General features: G+C 63.5%; 20 protein-coding genes and 1 tRNA gene. 11 read left to right on the top strand and 10 right to left on the bottom strand.

Annotated features, from left to right (window positions below; genetic code table 11):
• The first annotated feature begins 14 nt into the window (after positions 1-14).
• The 8 genes from CU669_RS12720 to CU669_RS12685 all read left to right on the top strand — a co-directional run bounded on the left by CU669_RS12720 (position 15) and on the right by CU669_RS12685 (position 7,731).
• Positions 15-1,040: a PstS family phosphate ABC transporter substrate-binding protein gene (locus CU669_RS12720; protein WP_112145245.1), complete on the top strand. Its 1,026-nt coding sequence runs from the start codon at positions 15-17 to the stop codon at positions 1,038-1,040.
• Between the two features lie 59 nt (positions 1,041-1,099).
• Positions 1,100-2,473 (top strand): phosphate ABC transporter permease subunit PstC, encoded by a 1,374-nt coding sequence (pstC, locus tag CU669_RS12715; protein WP_112145243.1) that lies wholly within the window; start codon positions 1,100-1,102, stop codon positions 2,471-2,473.
• 1 nt (position 2,474) lies between these two features.
• Positions 2,475-3,770: a phosphate ABC transporter permease PstA gene (gene pstA / locus CU669_RS12710; protein ID WP_112145242.1), complete on the top strand. Its 1,296-nt coding sequence runs from the start codon at positions 2,475-2,477 to the stop codon at positions 3,768-3,770.
• Positions 3,771-3,772: 2 nt separating this feature from the next.
• Complete coding sequence (gene pstB / locus CU669_RS12705) at positions 3,773-4,552, top strand: phosphate ABC transporter ATP-binding protein PstB (protein WP_112145240.1); 780 nt, start codon at positions 3,773-3,775, stop codon at positions 4,550-4,552.
• Entirely contained in the window at positions 4,552-5,247 is a 696-nt protein-coding gene (phoU, locus tag CU669_RS12700; RefSeq protein WP_112145239.1) for a phosphate signaling complex protein PhoU, read from the top strand. The genes pstB and phoU overlap by 1 nt, the downstream gene beginning before the upstream one ends.
• A complete protein-coding gene (gene phoB, locus CU669_RS12695) occupies positions 5,244-5,972 on the top strand; it encodes a phosphate regulon transcriptional regulator PhoB (protein ID WP_112145237.1) in 729 nt (242 codons plus the stop codon). The genes phoU and phoB overlap by 4 nt, the downstream gene beginning before the upstream one ends.
• Positions 5,973-6,107: 135 nt before the next feature.
• Entirely contained in the window at positions 6,108-7,040 is a 933-nt protein-coding gene (gene dctP / locus CU669_RS12690) for a TRAP transporter substrate-binding protein DctP (RefSeq protein WP_239988701.1), read from the top strand.
• A 4-nt stretch (positions 7,041-7,044) separates the two neighbouring features.
• The gene (locus tag CU669_RS12685; protein WP_112145236.1) at positions 7,045-7,731 is read left to right on the top strand and encodes a class I SAM-dependent methyltransferase; all 687 of its coding nucleotides are present in this window, start codon (positions 7,045-7,047) and stop codon (positions 7,729-7,731) included.
• Here the strand turns inward: CU669_RS12685 and CU669_RS12680 are convergent, their stop codons facing one another.
• The 3 genes from CU669_RS12680 to CU669_RS12670 all read right to left on the bottom strand — a co-directional run bounded on the left by CU669_RS12680 (position 7,732) and on the right by CU669_RS12670 (position 10,924).
• Entirely contained in the window at positions 7,732-8,577 is an 846-nt protein-coding gene (locus tag CU669_RS12680) for an alpha/beta fold hydrolase (RefSeq protein ID WP_112145234.1), read from the bottom strand.
• Positions 8,578-8,676: 99 nt separating this feature from the next.
• Entirely contained in the window at positions 8,677-9,504 is an 828-nt protein-coding gene (locus CU669_RS12675; protein ID WP_112145232.1) for a universal stress protein, read from the bottom strand.
• A gap of 85 nt (positions 9,505-9,589) precedes the next feature.
• Entirely contained in the window at positions 9,590-10,924 is a 1,335-nt protein-coding gene (locus CU669_RS12670; RefSeq protein WP_112145378.1) for a tetratricopeptide repeat protein, read from the bottom strand.
• Positions 10,925-11,124: 200 nt separating this feature from the next.
• Between CU669_RS12670 and CU669_RS12665 the strand changes: the two genes are divergently transcribed.
• Positions 11,125-12,666 carry a CYTH and CHAD domain-containing protein gene (locus tag CU669_RS12665; protein WP_112145231.1) on the top strand — a complete coding sequence of 514 codons (1,542 nt, stop codon included), beginning with the start codon at positions 11,125-11,127 and terminating at the stop codon, positions 12,664-12,666.
• Positions 12,667-12,789: 123 nt separating this feature from the next.
• Here the strand turns inward: CU669_RS12665 and CU669_RS12660 are convergent, their stop codons facing one another.
• Both CU669_RS12660 and CU669_RS12655 read right to left on the bottom strand, forming a co-directional pair.
• The gene (locus CU669_RS12660) at positions 12,790-15,213 is read right to left on the bottom strand and encodes a sensor domain-containing protein (RefSeq protein WP_239988700.1); all 2,424 of its coding nucleotides are present in this window, start codon (positions 15,211-15,213) and stop codon (positions 12,790-12,792) included.
• A gap of 160 nt (positions 15,214-15,373) precedes the next feature.
• Complete coding sequence (locus CU669_RS12655; protein WP_112145227.1) at positions 15,374-15,550, bottom strand: DUF4169 family protein; 177 nt, start codon at positions 15,548-15,550, stop codon at positions 15,374-15,376.
• Between the two features lie 110 nt (positions 15,551-15,660).
• Between CU669_RS12655 and CU669_RS12650 the strand changes: the two genes are divergently transcribed.
• A tRNA-Asp gene (locus CU669_RS12650) sits at positions 15,661-15,737 on the top strand.
• 120 nt (positions 15,738-15,857) lie between these two features.
• On the opposite strand, the gene CU669_RS21845 is transcribed toward CU669_RS12650, so the two are convergent.
• The gene (locus tag CU669_RS21845) at positions 15,858-16,229 is read right to left on the bottom strand and encodes a hypothetical protein (protein WP_239988710.1); all 372 of its coding nucleotides are present in this window, start codon (positions 16,227-16,229) and stop codon (positions 15,858-15,860) included.
• Between CU669_RS21845 and CU669_RS12645 the strand changes: the two genes are divergently transcribed.
• A complete protein-coding gene (locus CU669_RS12645; protein WP_239988709.1) occupies positions 16,141-17,376 on the top strand; it encodes an ammonium transporter in 1,236 nt (411 codons plus the stop codon). The two genes, CU669_RS21845 and CU669_RS12645, sit on opposite strands and share 89 nt — an antisense overlap.
• On the opposite strand, the gene CU669_RS12640 is transcribed toward CU669_RS12645, so the two are convergent.
• Genes CU669_RS12640 through CU669_RS12625 form a run of 4 tightly spaced genes read right to left on the bottom strand, consistent with a single transcriptional unit; the run spans position 17,370 to position 24,047 of the window.
• On the bottom strand, positions 17,370-19,103 hold the full coding sequence (locus CU669_RS12640) for a response regulator (RefSeq protein WP_112145223.1): 1,734 nt from the start codon (positions 19,101-19,103) through the stop codon (positions 17,370-17,372). The two genes, CU669_RS12645 and CU669_RS12640, sit on opposite strands and share 7 nt — an antisense overlap.
• The gene (cheB, locus tag CU669_RS12635; RefSeq protein ID WP_112145221.1) at positions 19,100-20,158 is read right to left on the bottom strand and encodes a chemotaxis-specific protein-glutamate methyltransferase CheB; all 1,059 of its coding nucleotides are present in this window, start codon (positions 20,156-20,158) and stop codon (positions 19,100-19,102) included. Before cheB ends, CU669_RS12640 begins: the two co-directional genes overlap by 4 nt.
• Positions 20,155-22,428, bottom strand: coding sequence for a hybrid sensor histidine kinase/response regulator (locus CU669_RS12630; RefSeq protein ID WP_112145219.1), 2,274 nt, complete (start codon positions 22,426-22,428; stop codon positions 20,155-20,157). The genes cheB and CU669_RS12630 overlap by 4 nt, the downstream gene beginning before the upstream one ends.
• On the bottom strand, positions 22,425-24,047 hold the full coding sequence (locus CU669_RS12625) for a methyl-accepting chemotaxis protein (protein ID WP_112145376.1): 1,623 nt from the start codon (positions 24,045-24,047) through the stop codon (positions 22,425-22,427). Before CU669_RS12625 ends, CU669_RS12630 begins: the two co-directional genes overlap by 4 nt.
• Between the last annotated feature and the right edge of the window lie 6 nt (positions 24,048-24,053).

The raw sequence follows: 24,053 nt of genomic DNA, 5'->3' as shown, positions 1-24,053 counted from the left end.
CCACTGGAGGATTCATGATCAGGAAGACCATGGCCGTCGCCGCCGTCGCGCTCGCCGCCGTCGCCGTCACCGGCACCGCCCAAGCCCGCGACCAGATCCGCATCGTCGGTTCGTCGACCGTCTATCCCTTTTCCACCGCCGTCGCCGAGGCTTTCGGCAAGGGCGGCAAGTTCAAGACCCCGGTGGTCGAGAGCACCGGCACCGGCGGCGGCATGCGCCTGTTCTGTTCCGGTGTCGGCGAGAACTTCCCCGACATCACCAACGCGTCGCGCCGCATCACCGCCTCCGAGTTCGAGAACTGCGCCAAGAACGGCGTGACCGCCATCACCGAGGTGATCGTCGGCTTCGACGGCATCGTCTTCATCAACTCCAAGTCCGGCCCCAAGTTCACCCTGACCCGTGAACAGATGTACAAGGCCACGGCCAAGGACGTCCTCGTCGGCGGCAAGCTGGTCCCCAATCCCTACAAGACTTGGAGCGACGTGGATCCGTCCCTGCCCAAGGAACCGATCCTGGTCTACGGCCCGGCCCCGAATCACGGCACCCGCGACGCCTATGTGGAACTGGTCCTGGACCCCGCCTGCGAGCATCAGCCCGAGATCAAGGCGATGGACAAGGACGCCAAGAAGAAGGCCTGCCAGACCGTTCGCGAGGATGGCGCCTGGGTCGAGGTTTCCGAGAACTACACCGTCATTCAGCAGAAGATCACCTCCAATCCGGCCGCGGTCGGCGTGATCACCTTCAGCTATCTCGACCAGAACGCCGACAAGGTCCAGGCCGCCTCGGTGGATGGCAAGGTCGCCAGCTTCGAGAGCATCGCCAACGGTTCCTACCCGGTCTCGCGCCCGCTGTTCTTCTATGTGAAGAAGCAGCATGTGGCCATGATCCCGGGCATGAAGGAATATCTGGCAGAGTTCACCTCGGACAAGGCCTGGGGCAAGGAAGGCTATCTGGCCGACAAGGGCCTGATCGCTTCTCCTGACGCCCAGCGCAAGGAACAGGCGGCCAATGCCAAGGCCCTGAACGACATGAAGATGTAAGTCTATAATAGGGGGGCCGGTCACCGGCCCCCCGCTCCTTTTCTCAGGTATTTCGCCCCATGCAGACGCTGCTCCTCGCCGTAACCCTGCTGCTCTTGACCAGCCTGGCCTTCCGCGCCGGTCGCAAGCGCGCCTTCGCCATGGCCGACGGGGCGCCGCGCAATCTCCACTCGCTGCCGGGCTATTACGGGTCGTGGGTCGCCCTGTGGAGCGGGTTGCCCGCCTTCGCCATTCTGATCGCCTGGCTGATGCTGGAACCGAGTCTGGTTCGCACCCTGGTGATCTCCGATCTTCCCGCCGCCATGCAGGAACTGCCGACCGAGAAGATCGACGTCCTGATCAATGAGGTCCGCAACGCCGCCCAGGGCCACGCCACCGCCAATCCCGACCTTGCCATCGCGGCCGATCATTACATCCGGCTGCGCCAGATCGGTTTCGCCGCCATGACCGCCGTCTCCGTCGCCATGGCGCTTGCCGGGGCCGCCTTCGCCTATCGGCGCATCGAGCCCCAGTTGCGTGCCCGCCCAAGAGTCGAGGCCACGGTCAATATCTTCCTGGTGGCCAGTTCCACCGTCGCCATCTTCACCACCGTCGGCATCGTGCTGTCGCTGCTGTTCGAGGCCATGCGCTTTTTCAACATGGTGGGGTTCATCGACTTTTTGTTCGGGCTCAATTGGAGCCCGCAGATGGCCACACGCTCGGATCAGGTGGGCAGCTCGGGCGCCTTCGGCATGGTGCCGCTGTTCACCGGAACCATGCTGATCACCCTGATTTCCATGGTGGTCGCCCTGCCGCTGGGCCTGTTCTCCGCCATCTACATGTCGGAATACGCCCAGCCGCGTATCCGGGCCATCGCCAAGCCCGCGCTGGAGATCCTGGCCGGTATTCCCACCGTTGTGTTCGGCTTCTTCGCCGTGATCACCGTCGCGCCGCTGATCCACTCTGCTGGCGAGGTCTTCGGCCTTGCGGTGGCGTCGGAAAGCGCCATGGCGGCCGGAATCGTCATGGGGATCACCCTGATCCCCCTGATTTCATCGCTGTCCGACGACGTCATCACCGCCGTGCCCCACAGCTTGCGCGAAGGCGCCTACGGATTGGGCGCCACCAAGTCCGAGACCATCAAGCAGGTGGTGTTGCCCGCCGCCCTGCCGGGCATCGTCGGCGGCGTGCTGCTGGCGGTATCGCGCGCCATCGGCGAGACCATGATCGTGGTCATGGCCGCCGGTCTGTCGGCCAAGCTGACCTTCAATCCGCTGGAAGCGGTCACCACCGTGACGGTTCAGATCGTCACCCTTCTGGTGGGCGACACCGAATTCGACAGTCCAAAGACCCTGGCCGCCTTCGCCCTAGGCCTGATGCTGTTCGCCATCACCCTGGGCCTTAATGTGGTCGCCCTTCATATCGTTCAGAAATACCGGGAAAAGTATGACTGAGATGGCTCAAACCGATACCGCCGTGCGCTCCATGGATGCCGTGGCCGCCAGGCTCAAAAGCCGCTATGCCGCCGAGCGCCGATTCCGTGCCCTTGGGCTGGGAGCCATCCTGCTCTCGGTCGCCTTCCTGGCCATCTTGCTGGGCAGCATCGTTCAAAAGGGTTGGACCGGCTTCATTCAAACCCAGGTCGCCGTCGCGGTGACCTTCGATCCCCAGGTGATCGACCCCGACGGCAGCAGAGATCCGCTCGCCCTGGACACCGCCGATTACGCGACCCTGGTTCGCAACGGCATGGCGGCCCGTCTTGCCCCCGACGCCGATCGCAATGCCCGACGCGACCTGACGGGCATGGTCAGCACCATGGCCACCGAGCAACTGCGCCGCATGGTCGTCGCCAACCCGGATATCATCGGAACCACCGCCACGGTTTGGGTTCTGGCGTCCGACAAGATCGACATGGTGGTCAAGGGACAGGTGCCGCGTCAGTTGGGCGCCGCGGGCAATGCGCTGAACGACCGTCAGTTGGGCTGGGTCGCGCAGTTGGAACAGTCGGGCCAAGTCCGCACCACCTTCAACACCACCTTCTTCACCGCCGGTGATTCACGGGCGCCGGAGCAGGCGGGAATCTGGGGCGCTGTCGTGGGCTCGTTCTTCTCCCTGGCCATCACCCTGCTGGTCAGCTTCCCGCTGGGGGTCGCCACGGCGGTCTATCTGGAGGAATTCGCCCCCCACAACCGGTGGACCGATCTGATCGAGGTCAACATCAACAATCTGGCGGCGGTCCCCTCGGTGGTGTTCGGCCTGCTGGGCCTGGCGGTGTTCCTCAACGTCTTCCACCTGCCCCGCTCGTCGCCGCTGGCGGGCGGTCTGGTGCTGGCGCTGATCTGCCTGCCCACCATCATCATCGCCGGACGCGCCGCCCTGAAGGCGGTTCCGCCCTCCATCCGCCAAGCCGCCGCCGGTCTCGGCGCCTCGCCGTTGCAGATCGTCGCCCATCACGTGCTGCCGCTGGCCATGCCCGGCATGCTGACCGGCACCATCCTCGGCATGGCCCGCGCCCTGGGCGAGACGGCGCCGCTGCTGATGATCGGCATGGTCGCCTTCATCGTCGACATCCCCAAGAGCCCGGTGGATCCTTCGGCTGTTTTGCCGGTGCAGATCTATCTGTGGGCTGGCAGCCCGGAACGCGCCTTCGTCGAGAAGACTTCGGCGGCGATCATGGTGCTGTTGCTGTTCCTGGTGTCCATGAACATGGTCGCCATCGTGCTTCGCAAGAAATTCGAACGTAGGTGGTAGATATGAATATGGTTCAGCCCCAGGGCACGGCCAAGGTACGATCACGCGGCCTCGACGTCTTCTATGGCGAGAAGCAGGCCCTGTTCGGCGTCGATCTCGACATCCGCGCGGGCGAGGTGACGGCGCTGATCGGACCGTCCGGTTGCGGCAAGTCCACCTTCCTGCGCTGCATCAACCGCATGAACGATCTGGTGGACGGCGCCCGCGTGGCGGGCAGCCTGACACTGGACGGCGACGACATCTATGACCGCAGCGTCGATGTGGTGCAGTTGCGCGCCAAGGTCGGCATGGTGTTCCAAAAGCCCAACCCCTTCCCCAAATCCATCTACGACAACGTCGCCTATGGGCCGCGCATCCACGGCAAGGCGGCCGATCAGTCCGAACTGGACGAGATCGTCATGACCAGCCTGGAAAAAGCCGGACTGCTGAAAGAGGTCAAGGACCGTCTCCAGGAATCGGGAACCGGCCTGTCGGGCGGCCAGCAGCAGCGTCTGTGCATCGCCCGCGCCATCGCGGTCGAGCCGGAAATCGTGCTGATGGACGAGCCCTGTTCCGCCCTCGATCCCATCGCCACCGCCAAGGTGGAGGAACTGATCGACGAATTGCGGGAAAACTACACCATCGTCATCGTCACCCATTCCATGCAACAGGCCGCCCGCGTCTCGCAGCGGACCGCCTTCTTCCATCTGGGCAAGCTGATCGAGGTTGGCGATACCGAGCAGATATTCACCAACCCGCAGGAACCCCTGACCCAAGGCTATATTACCGGCAGGTTCGGCTGATGAACGATCACACGGTCAAGTCCTACGATGAAGAGCTGACCCATCTGACCAGCATCATCGCCCGCATGGGCGGCATGGCGGAGGCTCAGCTAAGCTCGGCCGTCCAGGCCCTGGCCAATCGCGACGACGATCTGGCCCAAAGGGTCGTGGCCGGCGATGCCCGCGTGGATGAACTGGATCAGGAAGTCCAAAGCTTCGCCGTCCGTCTGCTGGCGCTTCGCCAGCCCATGGCGGGCGATCTGCGGCAAATCGTCGGCGCCCTGAACATCTCGGGCGAGATCGAGCGCATCGGCGATTACGCCGCCAATCTGGCAAAGCGCTGCCTGATCCTCAACCATCTGCCGGTGACCGCCTCGGTGGCCGGAGTGGTGCGGCTGGCCGAGCTGGTGCGGGCGCTGGTCAAGGACATCCTGGACGCCTATCTGGAGCGCGATCTGGAAAAAGCCATCCAGGTCTGGGGCCGCGACGAGGAGGTGGACTCCATGTATAATGGCGTCTTCCATGAACTGATCGGCCAGATGACCATGGATTCCGGCACCATCACAGCCGCCACCCATCTGCTGTTCATCGCCAAGAACATCGAACGCATCGGCGATCACGCCACCAATATCGCCGAAGCCCTGCATTTTCAAATTCTCGGCACCCAGCCTCAAGGGCTAAGGCCCAAGGGTGACACTCTCGGAGTTCCGGAATGAACGCACGCGACTCAGGCCTGTCCGGTCAGACCAAGCCGCTGATCCTGATCGTCGAGGACGAGGCCTCGCTGGTCACCATGCTGCGCTACAATTTGGAAAAGGAAAGCTTCCGCGTCTGCGAGGCCGGTGATGGCGAGGAGGCGCTGACGGTGCTATCCGAGCGCAAGCCCGATCTGGTTCTGCTGGATTGGATGTTGCCGTCCCTGTCGGGCATCGAAGTGTGCCGCCAGATCCGCCGCAAGCCCGCGACCCGCGAATTGCCGGTCATCATGCTGACCGCCCGTGGCGAGGAGGGCGACAAGATTCGCGGCCTCAACACCGGCGCCGACGATTACCTGACCAAGCCGTTCTCGCTGCCCGAACTGATGGCCCGCATCCGCGCCCTGCTGCGCCGCGCCCAGCCGGTGCCGCAGAAAGGCTTGCTGACCTGGGGCGATATCAGCATGGATCTGGCCGCCCACCGCGTCACCCGCGGCGGCAAGGCCATCCATCTCGGCCCCACGGAATTCCGGCTGCTCCAATTCTTCATGCAGCATCCCGGCACGGTGTTTTCGCGCGAGGAACTGCTCGACGCGGTGTGGGGCCCCGATATCTATGTGGAGCCGCGCACGGTGGATGTTCATATCCGCCGCCTGCGCAAGGCGCTCAACTGCGACACCGAAAGCGATATCATCCGCACGGTGCGCGCCGCCGGTTACGCCCTGGACGTGGACAGCGCGGCATAACTTCTTACTTTTCAGCGCATTGCTCCCCCGCCGCTCCTGGCGCATTATGGCCGGACGGTTGGGGAGTGGTTCGTGTTCAAGATTTTGTGCCGCCAATTGAGACAGGTCGTCGTGGCCATTGGCATTGTTTGCCCTTTGGCTGCGCAAGCAGAGACTTGGACGGCCTCCTATCAATTCCCGCCCGGCGATCCCCGCGACGAGGCCATGCGCATCATCGCCGGTCAGATGGCGCGGGTCGGTCTCGACATCAAGCTGTTTCCCGCCGCGTCGTTGCTGCGCCCGACCGATCAGGTCAACGCCCTGATCAACGGCAGCGTCGATATGATCTTCATCCCGGCCGACTATCTGCAAGACCGTTTCCCCCAACTGGGAGCCCTGTCGCTGCCCGGCGTCATCCGGGGCCAGGCCCATGCCGAACGGGTCGGCGCGTCAACGGTGATGCGTGACCTGCGCCAAATGCTGGACAATGCCGACCTTGTGGTGCTGGCCGATTCGTGGATGCCCGGCGCATATGCGTCCAGGGGGAAGTGCGTCCTTACCCCCGCCGATTCCAAGGGGATGAAGGCGCGCACCATCGGCCGCTTCATGACCGAATTCTGGAGCGCGGCCGGAGCCATTCCGGTGACCGCGACCACCTCGGATACACTTCCGATCCTGGTCGGCAGCAACCTGATCGATATCGCCAATACCAGCGTCACCACCTTGATGACGCTGCGCATGGAAAAGAGCTTCGCCTGTCTGACGGTTCCAAGCAATGACGGCGCCCTGTGGTACCTTTACGAGACGATTCTGGTGTCGAAGAAGCGCTTTCGCGCCCTGGACGAACCGCGCCGCAAGGAATTGCTGGCCGCCGCCGCCCGCGCCCATGAGTCGCTGAACACCGCCATGTCGCTGACCGTTCGTCGGTTGTCGGGCAATTTCCTGGCGGCCGGAACCGAAGTGGTCGTTCTCGATGGAGAAAATCTCGCCGCGTGGCACAGGCTGGCGCGGCGCACCGCCTGGAAGACGTTCAAGGAACAAGTCCCCGGCGGCGGTGACCTGATCGACCGGTTGCAGGCGGTGGAGTGAGACGATGAAGGAAGCCAGCAAGGCCATGTTCCGCCGCCTCGCCCAGACGGATTTCGCCACCCGTTATTTCGTGGGCCAGGGGCTCGACATCGCGGCCGCCACCGATCCCATCGCCCAATATTCGGAACTGTTCCCCGCCATCAAGGGCGTCCGTCTGTGGGACGGCATCGACGGCGATGCCCAGTACCTGACCGGATTGGCCGATAACAGCTTCGATTTCGTCCATGCCAGCCACGCGCTTCAGCGCATGCCGGACCCGCGCGAAGCGCTGCGCCACTGGTTCCGGGTGCTGCGGCCCGGCGGCCATCTGATCGTGGTGGTCCCCGACGAGGATATGTACGAGCAGGGATTCTGGCCATCGCGCCACAATCACGGTAACCGCTGGACCTTCACGGTGTTCAAGACCAAGTCGTGGAGCCCGGTTTCCATCAACCTGTTGGAAGCGGTGCAGGTTCTTGGAGCCCAGGCCGATATCCGGCGTCTGGAGGTTTTGGCGGCGGGATTTCGTCATACCCTGCCCCGCTTCGACCAAAGCCTGACTCCCGTCGCCGAATGCGCCATCGAGGTCGTGATTCGCAAACGTCCTCAGGCCGAGGCCGTGGCCGGTGGGCGCGTCAATGCCGATGGAACCATAACCGCCAGTGACGTCTTCGTCATGACCGGGCTGCGGGTGGAACCACCCAAGGCCTGATCATTCCGTCAGGAAGGCCTCGACCGCCCGAAGCTGGCCCGCGACATTGAGATAGGGCGCATGGCCGCAGCCGGGCACCGTCACCAGTTGCGCCCCCGGGCCGCGCCGCGTCATTTCCTCCGCCACCTCGGGCAGCAGAACGTCGGAATTCTCGCCCCGCAGCACCAGGGTGGGACAATCGATGCCGTCCCATTCCGGCCAATAGTGCAGGTTGTCCGACTGATCGGCGAACACCCGCATGATCTCGGGATCATAATGCACGGTGATGCGCCCGTCGTCGCGGCGCCGCGCCGAGGTTTCGGCCATGTCGCGCCATTCCGCGTCGCTCAGCAACCCGAAGGGCAGATAGATCTGACGCAGGAAGGTCTCGAAGTCGCGCATATTGGCGAAGCTGGGCCGTGCCGTGACATAGGCGCGGATGCGGGTCACCGCCGCCGGATTGGGGCGCGGCCCGATGTCGTTGATCACCAGACGCGAAATGCGCCGCTTCATCTTACCGGCTGCCAGCGCCATGCCCAGCAGCCCCCCCATGGAGGTTCCAAGCCAATGGCAATGGTCGACGCCCAGTTGGTCGAGAATGGCCATGGCGTGATCGCCATAGCACTCCAAGGTGTAATCCCGGTCCGGCATGGCGGACCAGCCGGACAATCCCCGTCCCAGCGTGTCGGGACACAGGACTCGGTAGCGATCGGAAAAGTACCGCGCCGCCGTGTCGAAATCGCGCCCGGTGCGGGCCAGCCCGTGCCACATCACCAAGACCGGCCCGTCGGGCTGGCCCCATTCGGAGACGTGGATTTCCTGACCATAGGCATCGAGAAATAAGGACCGTCGTTCCGGACCAGTCATGGCAATGCTCTCTCCCCCCTCTCGGACGATGCCGAGTTGCTCCCCCCACCATTGTTGCCTGGGTTCGGAGAGCCAAACAAGTCCCGTTCGGCCTTTGCCTCAGTGGCTCATCAGAATGGGAACCGTCATATGCTCCAGCAAATGGCGGGTGGCGCCTCCCAGCACCATCTCCCGCAGGCGCGAGCGGCCGTAGCCACCCATGACGATCATGTCGCAATCCTCGTCGGCGACTCGGTTGAGCAGCATGGCTCCGGCGGCGATATCGTCCGAGCGGATATGCTCGCATACCGCCTTCACGCCATGGCGCGACAGGTGCTGACAGATGTCGGCGCCGGGAATATCGCCGTGCCCGGCCATTCCATGCTCGGGATTGACGGCGATGACATGGACCAACTCGGCCTCCCTGAGGAACGGCAAGGCGTCGTGCACCGCCCTGGTCGCCTCGCGGCTGGCATTCCAGGCGACCAGCACCCGGCGGCCGATGGAGGGAAATTGTCCGGCATGGGGAACCACCAGCATGGGCCGCCCCACCGCGACCACCAGAGAGTCGGGCAGCGCCCGGCCATCCGCATTGTCCGGCACGGTCTGGCCTACCACCACCAGATCGCAATAGCGCGCATGCAGCGCCACCGTATCCATCAGATCGCCTGCCACGTCGCGCCATTCGACCGATGTTTGGGCGGCCTCGGCCCTGGCCTCCACCATGGCCTTGGCGGCTGACGCGGCCTCGGCGTCGCCGCGCGCGAGAATGGCATCCATTTCGGCGCCGAACTGAGCGGTCAGCCGGGTCGGCACCAAGGTCCGGTCCCGCACATTGAGAGCGATGAGATGAGCCTGATAGCGCTTGGCCAAGGCAAGCGCCAAGTCAAGCCGCGAACCGGCTTGAACCGTGGAGTCCATATGAACGAGAATGTCCTTGAAGGCCATGACGCCCCCCTGTCTCAGCCGCCCTATTCAGTCTATGCCCCGCTGCCGGACGCCACCATAACAGGGGGGGCAGTGCAGACCTGCGTCAAAAGCCGGTCGGGTCGCAGGCTTGGCGGTACAGTTTCAGCACCTTGCACAGCTTGCGGGCGTCGTCCTTGCTTTTCAGCGGACCGGCCACCACCTTCCAGCGGGTTCCCTTTTCCCCCATGTCGACCTTGCGCATGGAAGCGGTCATCGACCCCAGTTCCTCGGGATATTTCCCCTTGATCCTTTCCCAGGTGGCCTGCGCCTCTTCCTCGCTCTTGACGGTGGCCAGGGCGACACCGTTGCCCGAGGGCGACTCCTTGGCGCCATTGGCCGAAGGCGCGCCCTGGCGCAAGCCGGTGGCGGTGCCGCTGACCGGCACCTTGGCCAGTTGGCCGTCCAGAACCCGTTCGATGGCGTCCTTTTCCCGCCGCGCTTCATCGGCCGAGACCAGACCGGAGGCGCGCAGCCTCTCGACCCGGCCGACCGCCGTCGCGGCCTCCATGACGTCCTTGGGCGGCAGCACCGGCAGATCGACCTTGCGGGGCTCGGCCGGCAGCAGGGCGTCGAGAATGGCGGTGCGCTCCGCCGAATGCTCGGTGGGCGATATGGCGCGGGTTTCCAGCGACTTGCCCAGTTCCTTCAGGCGATCGACCACCTGGGCGTCGGTGGGACCAGGACGCTGCAGGCCCAGAGCCGGAGTCACCTTGGTGGAATACGGTGTCAGCGCGCCCAGATTGGTGTTTCTGCGCTGGGCATATTCGTCGGGGGTGACCAAGCCCTCGTCCAGCAGGCGGCGCAGGATGCGGAAGCGATTCGCCACATTGGATTCGGCCTGGGTTCCGCCCTGCGCCGAGACGCCGCCCGGAGCCAATTGCTCCGCCGAGACGGTTCCACGCGCCGCCATGCCCGGCATCACGGGTTCAAGCTGCGGCAATTCGGAAATCCGGCCCGACTGGGCCGCCGAGCGCGGCATGGCGCGGCCGGTCAATTTGTCGATCACCGCCATGTTGGCCTGGGCGACATCCACCAGGGTGCGCACCTGCGGCGCGCCGTCGGCCAACACCGTGATGGTGATCTGCGGCCGGTTGGCGACGATCACCTCGTAATACTGACGGGCGAGATCAAAGCGGCCGGTGGCCTGATAGACCATGCCCGCCACATAGAGGGAATAGGATTCCTTCGGATTGTTGCGAAGCGCCGCCAGAGCATAGCGCTCGGCATTGGGATAATCGCCCCGCGCCAGCAGGTTCATGGCCTTTTCCGAATAGCCGTCGGCGAAGATGCTGGCGCCGTCCATGGCCTGATTGGGACCGCGCGGATCGTTGAGCGGGCCGCATCCGACGAAAGAAGCGGTAACTATAACGGCTGCGACGATCCGGCTGAAACCACCCATGGTCATCGTCCCTGTCCCCCTGGCAAGCAAAGACCTTTTCGTCACGTCAAACACCCCAAGGGTCAAAGCCCGGTCAGACCGCGACCATGGCATACTGCCGGGCATCATGCACCGGAGAAGGTTCACACTTTGCTAATAACGACGGAGATTGGCGGGACTCGTGTTTGCCGTTATAGTTCGGTTTCGCCCAGAGGAGCCTCATGGACGGCCAAGAGATAGAACTGAAGCTGGGCGTGGCGCCCGAGGATCTGATGGGTTCGGCCCTACGGTCCTGCTTTTCACCCCAGGGGTGCGTCCAGCCCAGGACGCGTCGTCTCTCCTCCATCTATTTCGATACCCCCGATTTCGCCCTTGCCGCCGCCGGGGTCTCGCTTCGCGTCAGGGATGTGGAGACCGGCCATGTCCAGACGGTCAAGACGGCGGGAACCGCCGCCTCCGGACTGTTCGTCCGACCCGAATGGGAAATCGATCTGTCCTCGCCCCAGGTGGATATCGACCATCTGCGCTCCACCGGCCTTGATATCTTCGGCGATGACGGCCTGATCGGTCGGCTGGAGCCGATCTTTTCCACCATTATCGAGCGCGAGATCTATGTGCTGGGCTGCAGCGGCGGCGAGGAGGGACCAGAATGGGAAATCGAGGTGGCGCTCGACCGTGGCCACGTGGCGGCGGGCGGCCTTTCGGAACCCATCTGTGAAATCGAACTGGAACTGCGCAAGGGCAAGGCCGATCGCCTGTTCACCCTGGCACGGCGCGTCCTTGACTCCGTGGCCGCCCGTCCGCTGGTCGCCAGCAAGTCCGATCGCGGATACCGACTGGCTGCCGGCCGCATCAATCAACCGCTGAAGGCGAAGGCGCCCTATCTCGATCCCGGACTGAACACGGCGGAAGCCTTTCAGGCCATCGCCCGCTCCTGCCTCGACCATCTTCTGATCAACGAGCAATGCCTGCTGAGTACCGGCAATGGCGAGGCCATCCACCAGATGCGCGTGGCGCTGCGGCGTCTGCGCTCGGCCATCAAGGTCTTTCGCCCCGTCATCGACTCGCCCCAATTGGAAGAGGCTAAGGCCGATATTCGCTGGCTGCTGAACCATTTGGGACCGGCCCGCGATGCCGAGGTCTTCCTGGCCGAAATCATAGACCCGGTGCTGGAGCGCCACCCAAACAACCCGGGACTGAACGCTCTGCGCGCCCATTGGCAAGGCGACCGCGACACCAAGATGAGCCAGGCGATCGACGCCGTGCGAAGCCGCCGCTTCGCCGTGCTGGTGTTGAAATTGGGCGAATGGGTCGAGGTGGGCGATTGGCTCGGCCCCCGCCCCCGTCGCCGACTGGAGGCCCCCATCACCGACTTCGCCCTAGCCCGCATGGGAAAGTCGGTGCGCAAGCTGACCGAAAGCGCCCGAACCTCCCTGAGCCGCCTCAGCCCCGAGGAACAGCATCAGGTGCGCATCCGCTGCAAGCAGGTGCGCTATGCGGGCGAATTCTTCGCCTCGCTGGTGCCACGCAAGCACATGAAGGTCTATCTGGCCGAGCTGGCGGAATTGCAGGAAGTGCTTGGCAATCTCAACGATATCGCCGTCGCCGGACCGAAGTTGAGCGGCAGGCATATGAGCGGCAACAAGGCCAAGGCGGCCGGTCTGGTGGCGGGCTGGCATCAGGCGCGGCGCGCGGCGCTTCTCGAAGAGGCGGAAAAAGCGTGGAAGCGCTGGCGCGCCTGCCCCCTGCCCTGGGATGAATAAGACCGTTTGTCGTTTAACGTGACCCGCACGCGGGCGAGACGCCCGCGCTCCAATCGGCGCGCTATTCTTGGAGCGCGGCCGTCCCGGCCGCATCCCACAACAGCCATCCGCCGAGCGGCATGACTACAACAGGAAGTTCCGGGCCAGCAAATGCACCGCCTCGGCCTCGGGCACCGGGCGGCTGAACAGATAGCCCTGGGCGATATCGCAATTGATGGCGTCCAGATGGGCCAGTTGCTCCGAGGTTTCCACCCCTTCGGCGATGACTTTCAGTCCAAGGCCGTTCGCCATGGCGACGATGGTTTCCACCAAAACCTTGCGCTCGTGGCGCTCCAACATGCCGATCATGAAGGACCGGTCGATCTTCAGCGTGTCGAAAGGATAGCGTTCCAGATAGCTGAGCGAGGAATAGCCGGTGCCGAAATCGTCGATGGACAATTGCACCCCCATGCTTTCCAGGGTGTTCAAAACCGAATCCACCTCGGCGCGCTCGGCCAGCAGCAGCCCTTCGGTGATTTCCAGTTCGAGATTGGTGGCGGGCAGACCGGAAGCGGACAAGGCGGCCCGCACGTCTTCGAGAAATGCCGCGTCCTGAAACTGCCTCGGCGAGACGTTGACGCAAACCCGGATATGGGCGTGTCCGGCATCCACCCAACCGCGCGCCGCCCGGCAGGCGGATTGAAGCACCATGCGGCCGATGGGAACGATCAGGCCGCTGGTTTCCGCCTGCGAGATGAAGCGGTCGGGCGGCATATTGCCCAATTCGGGATTCTTCCAGCGCAGCAGCGCTTCCATGCCGAGGACGCGGCCGGTGCGCACCTCCACCAGGGGCTGATAGTTCAGGAATAGCTGATCGGTCCCCACGGCTCGGCGCAATTCGCCTTCGATCTTGAGGCGGGTCTCGGCCTCCTCGTTCATGCGCGCCGTGAAGAAGCAGGAGCGATTGCGGCCGCCCAGCTTGGCCTGATACATGGCGGTATCGGCATTGCGCAACAGGGTCTGGGGGGTGCGGCCGTCCTCTGGGTAAAGAGCGAGGCCGATGCTGGCGGTGGCGATCAGGTCGCGGCGGCTGATGGTGAAGGGAACGGCGAATTCCTCCACCACCGCCGCCGCCACCGCTTCGGCGGTGGGCGCTCCGGCGATGTCGCCCATGATGACCAGGAATTCATCGCCGCCGAACCGCGCCACCATGTTCCCCGGACCGGCGGCCCGGCGGAGCCGCTCCGAGGCCATAATGAGCAGTTCGTCGCCGTATTCGTGGCCCAGGGAATCATTGATGGACTTGAATTCGTCCAGATCGACGAACAGCAGCGCCACCTTGCGTTCGGCGTCACGGGCGCTTTCGATTTCGTGGGACAGCCGCTCCAGCGCCTGCACCCGATTGGGAAGATCCGTCAATCCGTCGAACAAGGCCTGATGCTGGAGGCGGCGTTCCTGCTCCTTGCGAACGGTGACATCCTCCATGACCACCAGATAGTGGGTATCGTCGTCGCCGGGCGTCGAGACCGTGGAAGAGCGCACCTGCAACCAGCACGGAGAACCGCCGCTGGACTGGGCCTGGATCTCACCCCGCCATTCGCCGCCTTGGCACAATGTCCGCCACATCTCATCCACGGCCGGGCGCGCCTTGGGGGGAAACAATCCGAGCAGCGGCTGGCCGATCACCGAGCCGACGGGAATGCTCGACACCGCCGAATGGGCGGAATTGGCGTATTGGACGGCTCCCCCGCCATTGACCACCAGCACCGCCACGGGGCTTTGTTCCACCGCCTGGGACAACAGCCGCACCGTTGCTTCGGCCTGCTTGCGTTGGGTGAGGTCTCGAATGGAGGTCACCCTGACCGACTTTTCACCCATCCAACTGTGCTTGGAGTAGATCTCCATGGGAAAGACGGAACCGTCCTTGCGGAGTCCCCGGACCTCGTAGGGGTCTTCGTACTGCACCCGCACCATCTCCTTGGCACGGGGAATGTCGCGGGGATCGATGACATCCCAGGCCCACATCTGCAAGAATTCCTCCCGCGTATAGCGAAACAGATTCTCGAAGGCATTGTTGAAGTCGATGATCTTGCCCTGGTAGTGGATGCAAATGGCCTCCATGGCCACGTCGGACAGCCGCCGGAAGCGATCCTCGCTGTCTTCCAGGGTCTTGCGCGTCTGCCAATGGTCGGTGATGTCGCGCACCACGCCCTGAATGCCCAGAAAGGTTCCATCGGCGGCGAAATCGCCGCAGATGCTCATCAGGGTCCAGATGGTGCTGCCGTCCTTGCGCCGCTGGGCGACCTCTTGATTGACCGCCGCCCCCTTGCCCGCCAAGACCGCCGCGACCAAGGCGTCGCGGTCGGTGGGCCTGACATACATCTGGCTCGCCGGCATGCCGGTCATCTCTTGAGGGGAATAGCCCAGAAGCTGGGAGACATTGGGAGAAACCCATTCCACGACGCCATCGGCACCGGTGCGAAAGAAGACTTCACCGAGACGCTCGAATAGAATTGGCAGCATACCGGGAGGTGGGGCAGTCTCCGCTCCCCTATTTGGCGCACCCATGTCAGTCTCCCCGACTGTCGGCGCGATTACACCGCGCTCTATTTTGATTCTGCCGGAATAGTTCCTGGAAATATTTTTACGCGTTTAGGGGGACGTGGCAAGAATTTGCTGGGATCACAAACTGGCCATATGGGATCGACTATACCTTTAGATAGGAGAATTACTCCTCCAACTTCTTGCCGTTCAGATCATCCTTCGCCTTTTCCAGACCTTTACGGATCGCCTCCCTTTCGGCGCGGGTGCGGCCGAACACGACGCGATTGGTGTCGGCTTGTGCCGCCTTCTTCTCCTTGGCCTTGGTCTTGCGAACCCGATTGAGATTGATGATTTCCGCCATTTACGCCTCCAGCGCCAACCTTGCGCCATAGCTTAGCAGTCCTTGGCCACCCGTCATCGCGAATCACGCTTGCACCGCTCCGATGGGACTGCTATATCGACGGCCCTCGCGCGGGTGTAGCTCAGTTGGTCAGAGCGCCGGCCTGTCACGCCGGAGGTCGCGGGTTCGAGCCCCGTCACTCGCGCCATTTCCCCTTTTCATCACTAATCCGTTTGCACCATGGGCTCCTGCCCATGGCGATGGGCGATTCCGTTCATCGCCGCCATGAACTGACCAAATATTCATCAATACAAAATACTGCCTGTTTTTACGCCAAACAGCGTGCCTCCATACGGGCAGGTTGCGATTGATGCTTTTTTAACCGGCACAGCGCCGATTTTTGTCTTCTATTTAGGCACTTCAATTTCGCAGGAACCCGACCTTCATAAATATAGCATTGTTTTATCAGCGCTTTTTCAAAGTCAGCGAGGTGGCATGCAATTTGAACGCTGGCGGCCAGGCCGTGACTGCGGCAGCCCCCAGAGCAGAGGATGCAAATGGAGACGACGAAAACAGGTGTGGATGTACTTTTCATCCTCTTGGGCGCGGTGATGGTTTTGGCCATGCATTCGGGGTTTGCTTTTCTGGAGGTTGGAACCGTTCGGAAGAAGAACCAGGTCAATGCCTTGGTGAAGATCATTTCCGACTTCGCGGTTTCCACCCTTGCCTATTTTTTCGTCGGCTATTCCGTCGCTTACGGAACCAGTTTCCTGGTGGGAGCCGATGTGCTGGTCGGCAAGACCGGCACCACCTTCGGCGCCCAGGGCTATGATCTGGTCAAGTTCTTTTTCCTGGCCACCTTCGCCGCCGCCATTCCCGCCATCGTGTCCGGCGGCATCGCCGAACGCGCCAAGTTCAACACCCAACTCATGGCGACCGCCATTCTGGTGGGCCTCGTCTATCCCACCTTCGAAGGCATGGTCTGGGGCACCCGTCTCGGGTTTCAGGACATGATGAAGAATGCCTTCGGGGTGCCATTCCACGACTTCGCCGGATCGGTGGTGGTGCATGCCGTCGGCGGCTGGATCGGGCTCGGCGCCGTGCTGATGCTGGGCGCCCGCCTGGGCCGCTATCGCAAGGACGGCCGTCTGGTGGCGGTTCCGCCCTCCAATATCCCGTTCCTGGCCCTGGGGGCCTGGGTCTTGTCGGTGGGCTGGTTCGGCTTCAACGTGATGAGCGCCCAGACCATCGCCGAGATTTCCGGTCTGGTGGCCATCAACTCGCTGATGGCCATGGTCGGCGGCATCCTCACCAGCCTGCTGGTCGGCCGCAATGATCCCGGCTTCGTCCATAACGGCGCACTGGCCGGGCTGGTCGCGGTCTGCGCCGGGTCCGACGTGATGCATCCGCTGGGCGCCTTGGCCACCGGCGGCATCGCAGGCGCCATGTTCGTCTGGCTGTTCAATCTGTGCCAGAACAAATGGCATCTGGACGACGTTCTGGGCGTTTGGGCTTTGCACGGCATGTGCGGGCTGATGGGCGGCTTCGCCTGCGGCCTGTTCGGTCTCGAGGCGCTGGGCGGCATGGGCGGCGTCAGCTTCGCCGCCCAAGCGGTGGGCACCCTATGCGGCGCCGCCTTCGGCCTGGCGGGCGGTCTTGCCGTCTATGGCGGACTGAAGGCCGCCTTCGGCATCCGTCTCAGCGATGAAGAGGAATTCGCCGGAGCCGATCTGTCCATCCATCAGATCGGCGCCTATCCCGAGGAAGCCACCACCATGCATGACGACGGCCTCGCCATGTCGGTGCACGCCTCCAACGGACCCAAGCGGTCCGCCGCCGGTTACTGACCGGCCGTCACGGTCCGGGTGGCGGGAAACAGCACCGTCACCCGGGTTCCCCGTCCCGGTTCGCTGTCCAACGACAAGATGCCCCCGTGCAGTTCCACGAATCCCTTCGCCAGCGGCAGGCCGAGCCCGGTTCCTTCCTGCTTGGGGCTGATGGCGGATTCGGCCTGACCGAAGGGTTGGAGCACCATGGTCAAATCCTCGGCGGCGATGCCGACGCCGTTATCCTCCACCACGATGCAGATAGCGCCGTCTCGCATGTGGACGTCCAGGTGGAGCTTACCCCTCTCGGGCGTAAATTTGGCGGCGTTGGAGACCAGATTGAGCAGAATCTGCTTGATGAGGCGCGCGTCGCCGCGCAGTCCGGGCAGTGAACTGGCGATGTTGGTGGTCATCGTCTGATGCTTGCGGATGACCACATGGTCGATCAACCGGGTGACCGAGCGAACGATCTCGGAAACATCCATGTCGGACTCGCGCAGCACCACCTTGCCGACCTCGACCCGTGACACGTCCAGAATATCGCTGATAACCCCCAGGAGATGCTGGGCGGATTCCGTGATGTTGTCGAGAAAGTCGCCGTATTGCGCCAGGGCATCCTTATCCATGACGCTGGCGGCCAATTCGGCGAAGCCGAGAACGGCGTTGAGCGGCGTGCGCAATTCATGGCTCATATTGGCGAGGAACACCGTCTTGGCCCGGTTGGCCGTCTCCGCCGTCTCGCGGGCAGCCAGGGCCTGGTGTTCCGCCACCGAGCGCAGCTCCACCTCCTTGACCAGCTTGGCATTGGTCTCGCCCAATTCCAGATTGACCCGAGCCAATCCCTCCACCAGAGCGGCGCGGGCCTCGGCCGCTTCCTTTTCCGCCTTGGCGCGCAGCGTCTCCGCCTCGCGCAGCCTGATCTCGTCGAGGATGCGCTGATTCTGTTCCAGCAGGAATTTACGGCGCAGCAGCGCCCGCAAGCGCGCCCGCAAGACGCTCATCTCGGCGGACTTGCCGACGAAGTCGTCGGCCCCGGCTTCGAGTGCCCTCGCCACGTTCTCCTTGGTCTCGTAGGCGGAGAGCATCAACACCACCAGGGGGGCGTCATCCTTTGCCCGGCGCTCCGCCAGGGCCTTGCAGACCGCGATGCCGTCCATGCCCGGCATCACCATATCGACCATGATGCAGTCGAAATCGGAATGATCCAGCGCCGCCAGCCCTTCCGCTCCCGACGTCACCTGGAACACGTCGCAGCCCTCGTCGTTCAGTTCCATGGCGAGGCTTTGGCGATAGGTATTGCTGTCGTCGATGATCAGGACGCGGGCACGGCGAAACAGCGAACGGCCGACCTCGGCCCCCACCACCTTGTGACGCGACTTGCGCAGAAGGTTGTGAACCCGCAGCAGCAGGATGTCGGCATCCTCGGACTTGGCGACGAAATCGTCGGCGCCGCTTTCAAGTCCGTGCAGTTCCACGGCGGCGGTATCGTCGGCGGTCAACATCAGGAGCGGAATGCCCCGCGTCGTGATGTCCATGTGAATCTGACGGCACAACTCGTCGCCCTGGATGCCCGGCAGGTGATAATCGACGATGATCAGGTCGGGCAGTTGCCGGTTGACGTAGTCCAGCGCTTCCTCGCCCGAGGCGGCGATGGCGGTTTGGAACCCCTCCTGATCCAGGGTGAATTGCAGTCGAATGGCCTGGGTGACGGAATCCTCGACGATCAGGATCAGGCGGTCTTCCGTCATGGCGTCACTCCTGGCCCCACCAAGGCCTTCAGCCGGGGCGCGATGGTCGGCAAAGGCAGCATTTCGCGCACCGCGCCCAGCTTGGCCGCCGCCGACGGCATCCCGAACACCACGCAGGTCGAGGCATCCTCGGCGATGGTATAGGCACCGGCCGTTCTCATGGCGGCCAAACCTTCCGATCCGTCCGCCCCCATTCCGGTCAAAACGACTCCGATGGCCTTGCGCCCCAATTCGCGGGCCATGGAGTTGAACAGCACCGTTCCCGACGGCTTCTGATTACACACCGCCGGGCCGTCGGAGATGGACAAGCGGCCATGAATCAACACCAGGTGGCGATCGATGGGCGCCACATAGATCGTCCCCACCTCCGGCAGTTCGTCCTCGTGCCCGATCTTGACCTTAAACGGCGTGGCGCCGCTCAGCCACGACACGAAACCGTCAAGGAAGCTGGAGGTAATATGCTGGACCAACATGATCGGCAGCGGAAATCCTTCGCCCAGCCCGCATAGCAATTGCACCAAGGCCTGAGGCCCACCGGTGGAGGCGGCGATGCCGAGCATGGAAAAACTGCCGGGGGGCGGCGGAGCCTGAGGGGTGCCATCCGCGCTGCCGAATCGTAGACCGCGATCGATGCCTTGGCGCACCACCTTGACCTGGCTCATGATGGCCAATTGTGTGCACAGTTTGGCCGCCAGCGCCTCGAAATCCACATTGGTCACGCCCACCGGCTTTTCCACCACCGACAGCGCCCCTGCCCGCAGGGCGTTCATGGCGATGTTGAGTTCGTCGTCATCCACCTGGGCCGCCACCACCACGATGGGGGTGGGCCGCTTGGCCATGATCTGTAGGGTCGCATCCAGGCCATTCATCCCCGGCAGGCGGATATCGAGGGAAATGACGTCGGGATGCTCGGTTTGGAGCAGCCGCAGGCACTGCTCGGCGCTGTCGACCGCGGCGATGACTTCGAATCGGCTGTCGCTGCCGATAATGTGCTTGAGCAATTCCCGCACCACCAGGGAGTCCTCGACGATCATTACCTTGATCTTGCGTCTCATAAAAACTGCCCGATGGTTTCCAGAAGTTCCTTCTGGTCGAATTTGCGCTTTACCACATAGGCGTCGGCGCCAAGGGCCAGGCCACGTTCCCGATCCTCGCGCGCTTCCAGCGAGCTGACCAGGATCAGCGGGATGGATTTAAGCGCGCTGTCGGCCTTGATGGCCTGAAGCAAGCCGAACCCGTCGAGCCGAGGCATCTGGATATCGGAGATGATCAGGTCGATCTGTTCGGCGCGCAGGCGCCCCAGCGCCTCGAGTCCGTCGAAGGCCAGGCGCACCTGATAGCCCTGAGCCTCCAGAATACTCTTTTCCAAGGTCCGGGTGGTCAGCGAATCGTCCACCACCAAAATGACCGGCACCCGGCGCTCCACCGGCTTTTCCACCGTGGTCAGCACCCGGATGCTGCCCGATTTGCGGAAGGTCTCGACGATCTCGAACGGATTGAGCACCAGGGCGATGCCGCCGTCTTCCATCAGCATGCCGCCGGCCACAATGGTCCCACGGGCCCCAGGCACGCCGATATCCTTCACCAGCCCCTCGCGGATGGACAAGAAGGCATCCACCGCCACCGCCACCCGGCGGTCGCCGTTCTTCAACACCACCAGGGGCACGACATTGCGGGTCACCTTGACCGAACTTTCGCCCAGCGCCATCAGATGGGCCAGGGACAGCAGCGGCAATTGCTGCCCTCCCAGATAGACCACCGACTTTCCTTCCACGGTGGAGACATCGTCGGCCTTGACCCGGTACAGCCGGTCGAGGCCTTCGGTGGGAAGGGCATAGGCATGTCCCTGGCATTCCACCAGGAACAGGCGCTGGGTGGATACGGACAGCGGCACCGACAGACGGAAACAGGTGCCCGCGGGCTCGCGGTTGCGGACCTCGACGGTGCCGTTCATCATGGCGGCCGCTTCCCGAACCACCGACAGCCCCATGCCGCGCCCGGAAAGATCATCGATCTGCCGCGCGGTGGAAAAGCCGGGATCGAAGATCAGGTCCAGCAAGGCCTGCTGGCCCAGTTCCGCCGCCTCGTCCTCGCTCATGGCGCCGCGCTCGACCGCCTTGCGGCGGATAGCCTCGAAATCAACCCCGTGACCGTCGTCTTCCACCAGGGTCGCCAAGCGACCATCGGAAACGTCGAATCGCAGACTGATGGACGCCTGGGGCGGCTTGCCGACGGCGACGCGCTCCTCGGGCGATTCAACGCCGTGGGATAGGGCGTTGCGCAACAAATGCATGACGGGATCCTTCAACCCCTGCAACACCATGCGGTCGGCCTCGACGTCGAGCCCCGCCACATGGACTTCCACCTTCTTGCCGGCGTCACGGGCGATATCGCGCACCATCTTGCGGAAACCACCGAAGATGCTTTCGGCGGGGACCATGCGGACTTGCCGCACTTCCTGCTGCAACTCGCTGCCCAATTGGCGCAGGGTCCAGCCGGTGCGTTGCTGAAGCCGCCGACTGCTTCGCGCATCGCTGACCAGGGCGCGCAGGGACTGTTCCAGGGCCTCTAGATTATGATCCAATTGGGATGAGCGCTGGTGGTCGCCCATCTCGCGGACCATGGACGACGCGGTCTTGCGCACCCGACGCCACTGCTTGTCGAATTCCGCCAGACTGCGGTCGATATTGACCAGGGAATGGGTAAGCTGACGCTGGATCATGGTCTCGGTGACCAACTCGTTGCTTGATCGCAGCAACCGGTCGAGATGCACCGCCCTGACCCGCACGGTCTCGTCCGCCTTGACCATCACCGGCCGCTCCACCTCTTCGACCACCGAAGCGGCGGCCTGAGGAGGCGGAGGCGGAGGAGCAGGCGGAGGCGGCGCCTTCGGTTGCATCACCGCCTTGGGGACGACGGGGGCGAGCGACGGCGGGCGCCCCGCCAGCAGATCGTCCAATTCCGCGGTGATCGAATCCAGATTGGGCAGCGTGCCGGCGGCACTGTTGGCCGCCACCCAATCCTCGATACCATCGAGAACGCGACCGATCATGGCGGCAATGGACGGGTCGAGCTTGATCTCGCCGTTGCGAATGCGGGCAAACATGGTCTCCAGCCGATGGGAGACATGCTCGATGGGGGGCAGATCGACGGCGCGGGCCGCACCCTTCAAGGAATGGGCGCGGCGAAAGGTTTCATCGAGCTGCGCGAGACCGCTTCCATCATGCTTGCGGCTCAATTCATCGAGCAGGGCACGGATGGCTTCCAGATGTTCGCGGTATTCGATGTGAAAGGCTTCCAGCAGCCTTTCGCGGATGCCTTTCACAGCCGGTATTTCTCCAGGGTGTGCGCCAAAGCCTGCCCAAGTTGACCGAGATCCAGCGACGCCTTTTCAAGCTGGGCGGTGGTGACCGCCGTCTGCTGGCTGGCTTGGCGGATTTCGTGCAGGGCCTGGGTGACCTGTTCCAGGCCGATCTGCTGCTGATTGGTGGCGCCGACGATCTGTTGGAAGGCGTGGACGCTTTCTTGAATGTTGTCCGACATCTGGCGGATGACATGTTCCGACTGGGTCGTCCGCTCGCGGCCGCTTTCCACCCGCTTCAACGCCTCCTCGGTCAGCATCACCGAGGTGTTGATGCCCTTCTGGGTCTGCTCGAGGATGCCGCGCACCTGGGAGGTGGCTTCCTTGGCCTGATCTGCGAGATTCTTGATCTCGTTGGCGACCACCGAGAAGCGGCGCCCCTGTTCGCGGGCGTCGGCGGCCTCGATGGCGGCGTTCAGCGCCACCAGATTGGACTGCTCGGCGATTTCGTTGACGGTGGCGATGATCTCGCCCACCGCCTGGGTGCGCTCCGACAGGGTAATGATGTTTTCCGCCACGGTTTCGGTCTGTTCGCGAATGGCCTCCATGCCGACCGAGGCGTCGCGAACGGCCTGGAGACCGGTGGCGCCCGAGGTGGCCACCGCCTCGGCGGTGCCCGCGACCTGACGGGACCGTTCCGCCACCTGCTTGCCCGACAGGCTGATCTCTTCCACCGTGGTGGTGATTTCCTGGACCGCCGCCGCTTGCTGCTTGGTGCCCGCCGCCTGTTCCTGGGCCGAGGACAAGATGGCCGCCGCCGCCGCGATCAAGGAATCGCATGCGGACCGCGCTTGGCTTGCCACGTCGCGCTGGCTGTGGACCATCTGATTGAAAGCCACCTGAAGCACCCCGATCTCGTCCATGGAATTGACCTCGAGATCATCGATGCGCAGATCGCCGTCGGCCACCTTGCGGGCCGCCTCGGAGCAGGCCTCCAACGGCTCGGAAATCTGGCGGCCGATCTGGCGGCTGATGGCCATGCCGAGAAAGCCGATGATGATGCTGATCACCACCTGCAGCCAGATCATGGACTGAATGGCCGACGAGGCATGGTAGCTCAGCATCTTGACCGCCCCTTCGGCCAAATCGCTGACCTGCGTCTGGGCGATCAAGAGCTCGCGCAGCCTATCGGCGCGCTTGGGATCAGCGGCGGACATTCCCAAATAGGTGGTCGCCGCCTGTTCGTAAAGACGCAGCGCCACCGCCTGTTCGGCCAGTTTGGCGCGAATCTCGGCGGAGGGCGCCGGGGGCAGTTCGCCCTTGGCCTGGGTATCCAGGTTCAGGATGATCTCGCCGCCTTCCATCAGAACGGCCAGACTGTCGCGCATCAGGCGCAGCGTCGCCTGATGATCGGCGACGGCACCGTTACCCACCAGCAGAACCTCCTTGGCGAATTTTTGCGACAGCATGCGCTGGCGGCCCACCATGTCGGTGACCACCGAATATTGCGACTGGCTTCGCAGCACCATGACGTTGAAGACGATCAGTCCGGCGAGGACCAGCGTGAAGGCGACCGACACCGACGAGAACTTTCGGCGCAGCTTCATGGTCTTCCACAGGGAATGAGTGTTGGCATTGGTCATGGGAGC

The organism is Paramagnetospirillum kuznetsovii, from assembly GCF_003284725.1.
Classification (GTDB): domain Bacteria; phylum Pseudomonadota; class Alphaproteobacteria; order Rhodospirillales; family Magnetospirillaceae; genus Phaeospirillum; species Phaeospirillum kuznetsovii.
This window is presented reverse-complemented; position numbering and strand designations above follow the sequence as displayed.

Coding starts and splice junctions, on each gene's coding strand:
- CU669_RS12720 (WP_112145245.1), top strand. CDS start 15: ATGATCAGGAAGACCATGGCCGTCGCCGCCGTCGCGCTCGCCGCCGTC.
- pstC (WP_112145243.1), top strand. CDS start 1,100: ATGCAGACGCTGCTCCTCGCCGTAACCCTGCTGCTCTTGACCAGCCTG.
- pstA (WP_112145242.1), top strand. CDS start 2,475: ATGGCTCAAACCGATACCGCCGTGCGCTCCATGGATGCCGTGGCCGCC.
- pstB (WP_112145240.1), top strand. CDS start 3,773: ATGAATATGGTTCAGCCCCAGGGCACGGCCAAGGTACGATCACGCGGC.
- phoU (WP_112145239.1), top strand. CDS start 4,552: ATGAACGATCACACGGTCAAGTCCTACGATGAAGAGCTGACCCATCTG.
- phoB (WP_112145237.1), top strand. CDS start 5,244: ATGAACGCACGCGACTCAGGCCTGTCCGGTCAGACCAAGCCGCTGATC.
- CU669_RS12685 (WP_112145236.1), top strand. CDS start 7,045: ATGAAGGAAGCCAGCAAGGCCATGTTCCGCCGCCTCGCCCAGACGGAT.
- CU669_RS12680 (WP_112145234.1), bottom strand. CDS start 8,577: ATGACTGGTCCGGAACGACGGTCCTTATTTCTCGATGCCTATGGTCAG.
- CU669_RS12675 (WP_112145232.1), bottom strand. CDS start 9,504: ATGGCCTTCAAGGACATTCTCGTTCATATGGACTCCACGGTTCAAGCC.
- CU669_RS12670 (WP_112145378.1), bottom strand. CDS start 10,924: ATGGGTGGTTTCAGCCGGATCGTCGCAGCCGTTATAGTTACCGCTTCT.
- CU669_RS12665 (WP_112145231.1), top strand. CDS start 11,125: ATGGACGGCCAAGAGATAGAACTGAAGCTGGGCGTGGCGCCCGAGGAT.
- CU669_RS12660 (WP_239988700.1), bottom strand. CDS start 15,213: ATGGGTGCGCCAAATAGGGGAGCGGAGACTGCCCCACCTCCCGGTATG.
- CU669_RS12655 (WP_112145227.1), bottom strand. CDS start 15,550: ATGGCGGAAATCATCAATCTCAATCGGGTTCGCAAGACCAAGGCCAAG.
- CU669_RS12645 (WP_239988709.1), top strand. CDS start 16,141: ATGGTTTTGGCCATGCATTCGGGGTTTGCTTTTCTGGAGGTTGGAACC.
- CU669_RS21845 (WP_239988710.1), bottom strand. CDS start 16,229: ATGATCTTCACCAAGGCATTGACCTGGTTCTTCTTCCGAACGGTTCCA.
- CU669_RS12640 (WP_112145223.1), bottom strand. CDS start 19,103: ATGACGGAAGACCGCCTGATCCTGATCGTCGAGGATTCCGTCACCCAG.
- cheB (WP_112145221.1), bottom strand. CDS start 20,158: ATGAGACGCAAGATCAAGGTAATGATCGTCGAGGACTCCCTGGTGGTG.
- CU669_RS12625 (WP_112145376.1), bottom strand. CDS start 24,047: ATGACCAATGCCAACACTCATTCCCTGTGGAAGACCATGAAGCTGCGC.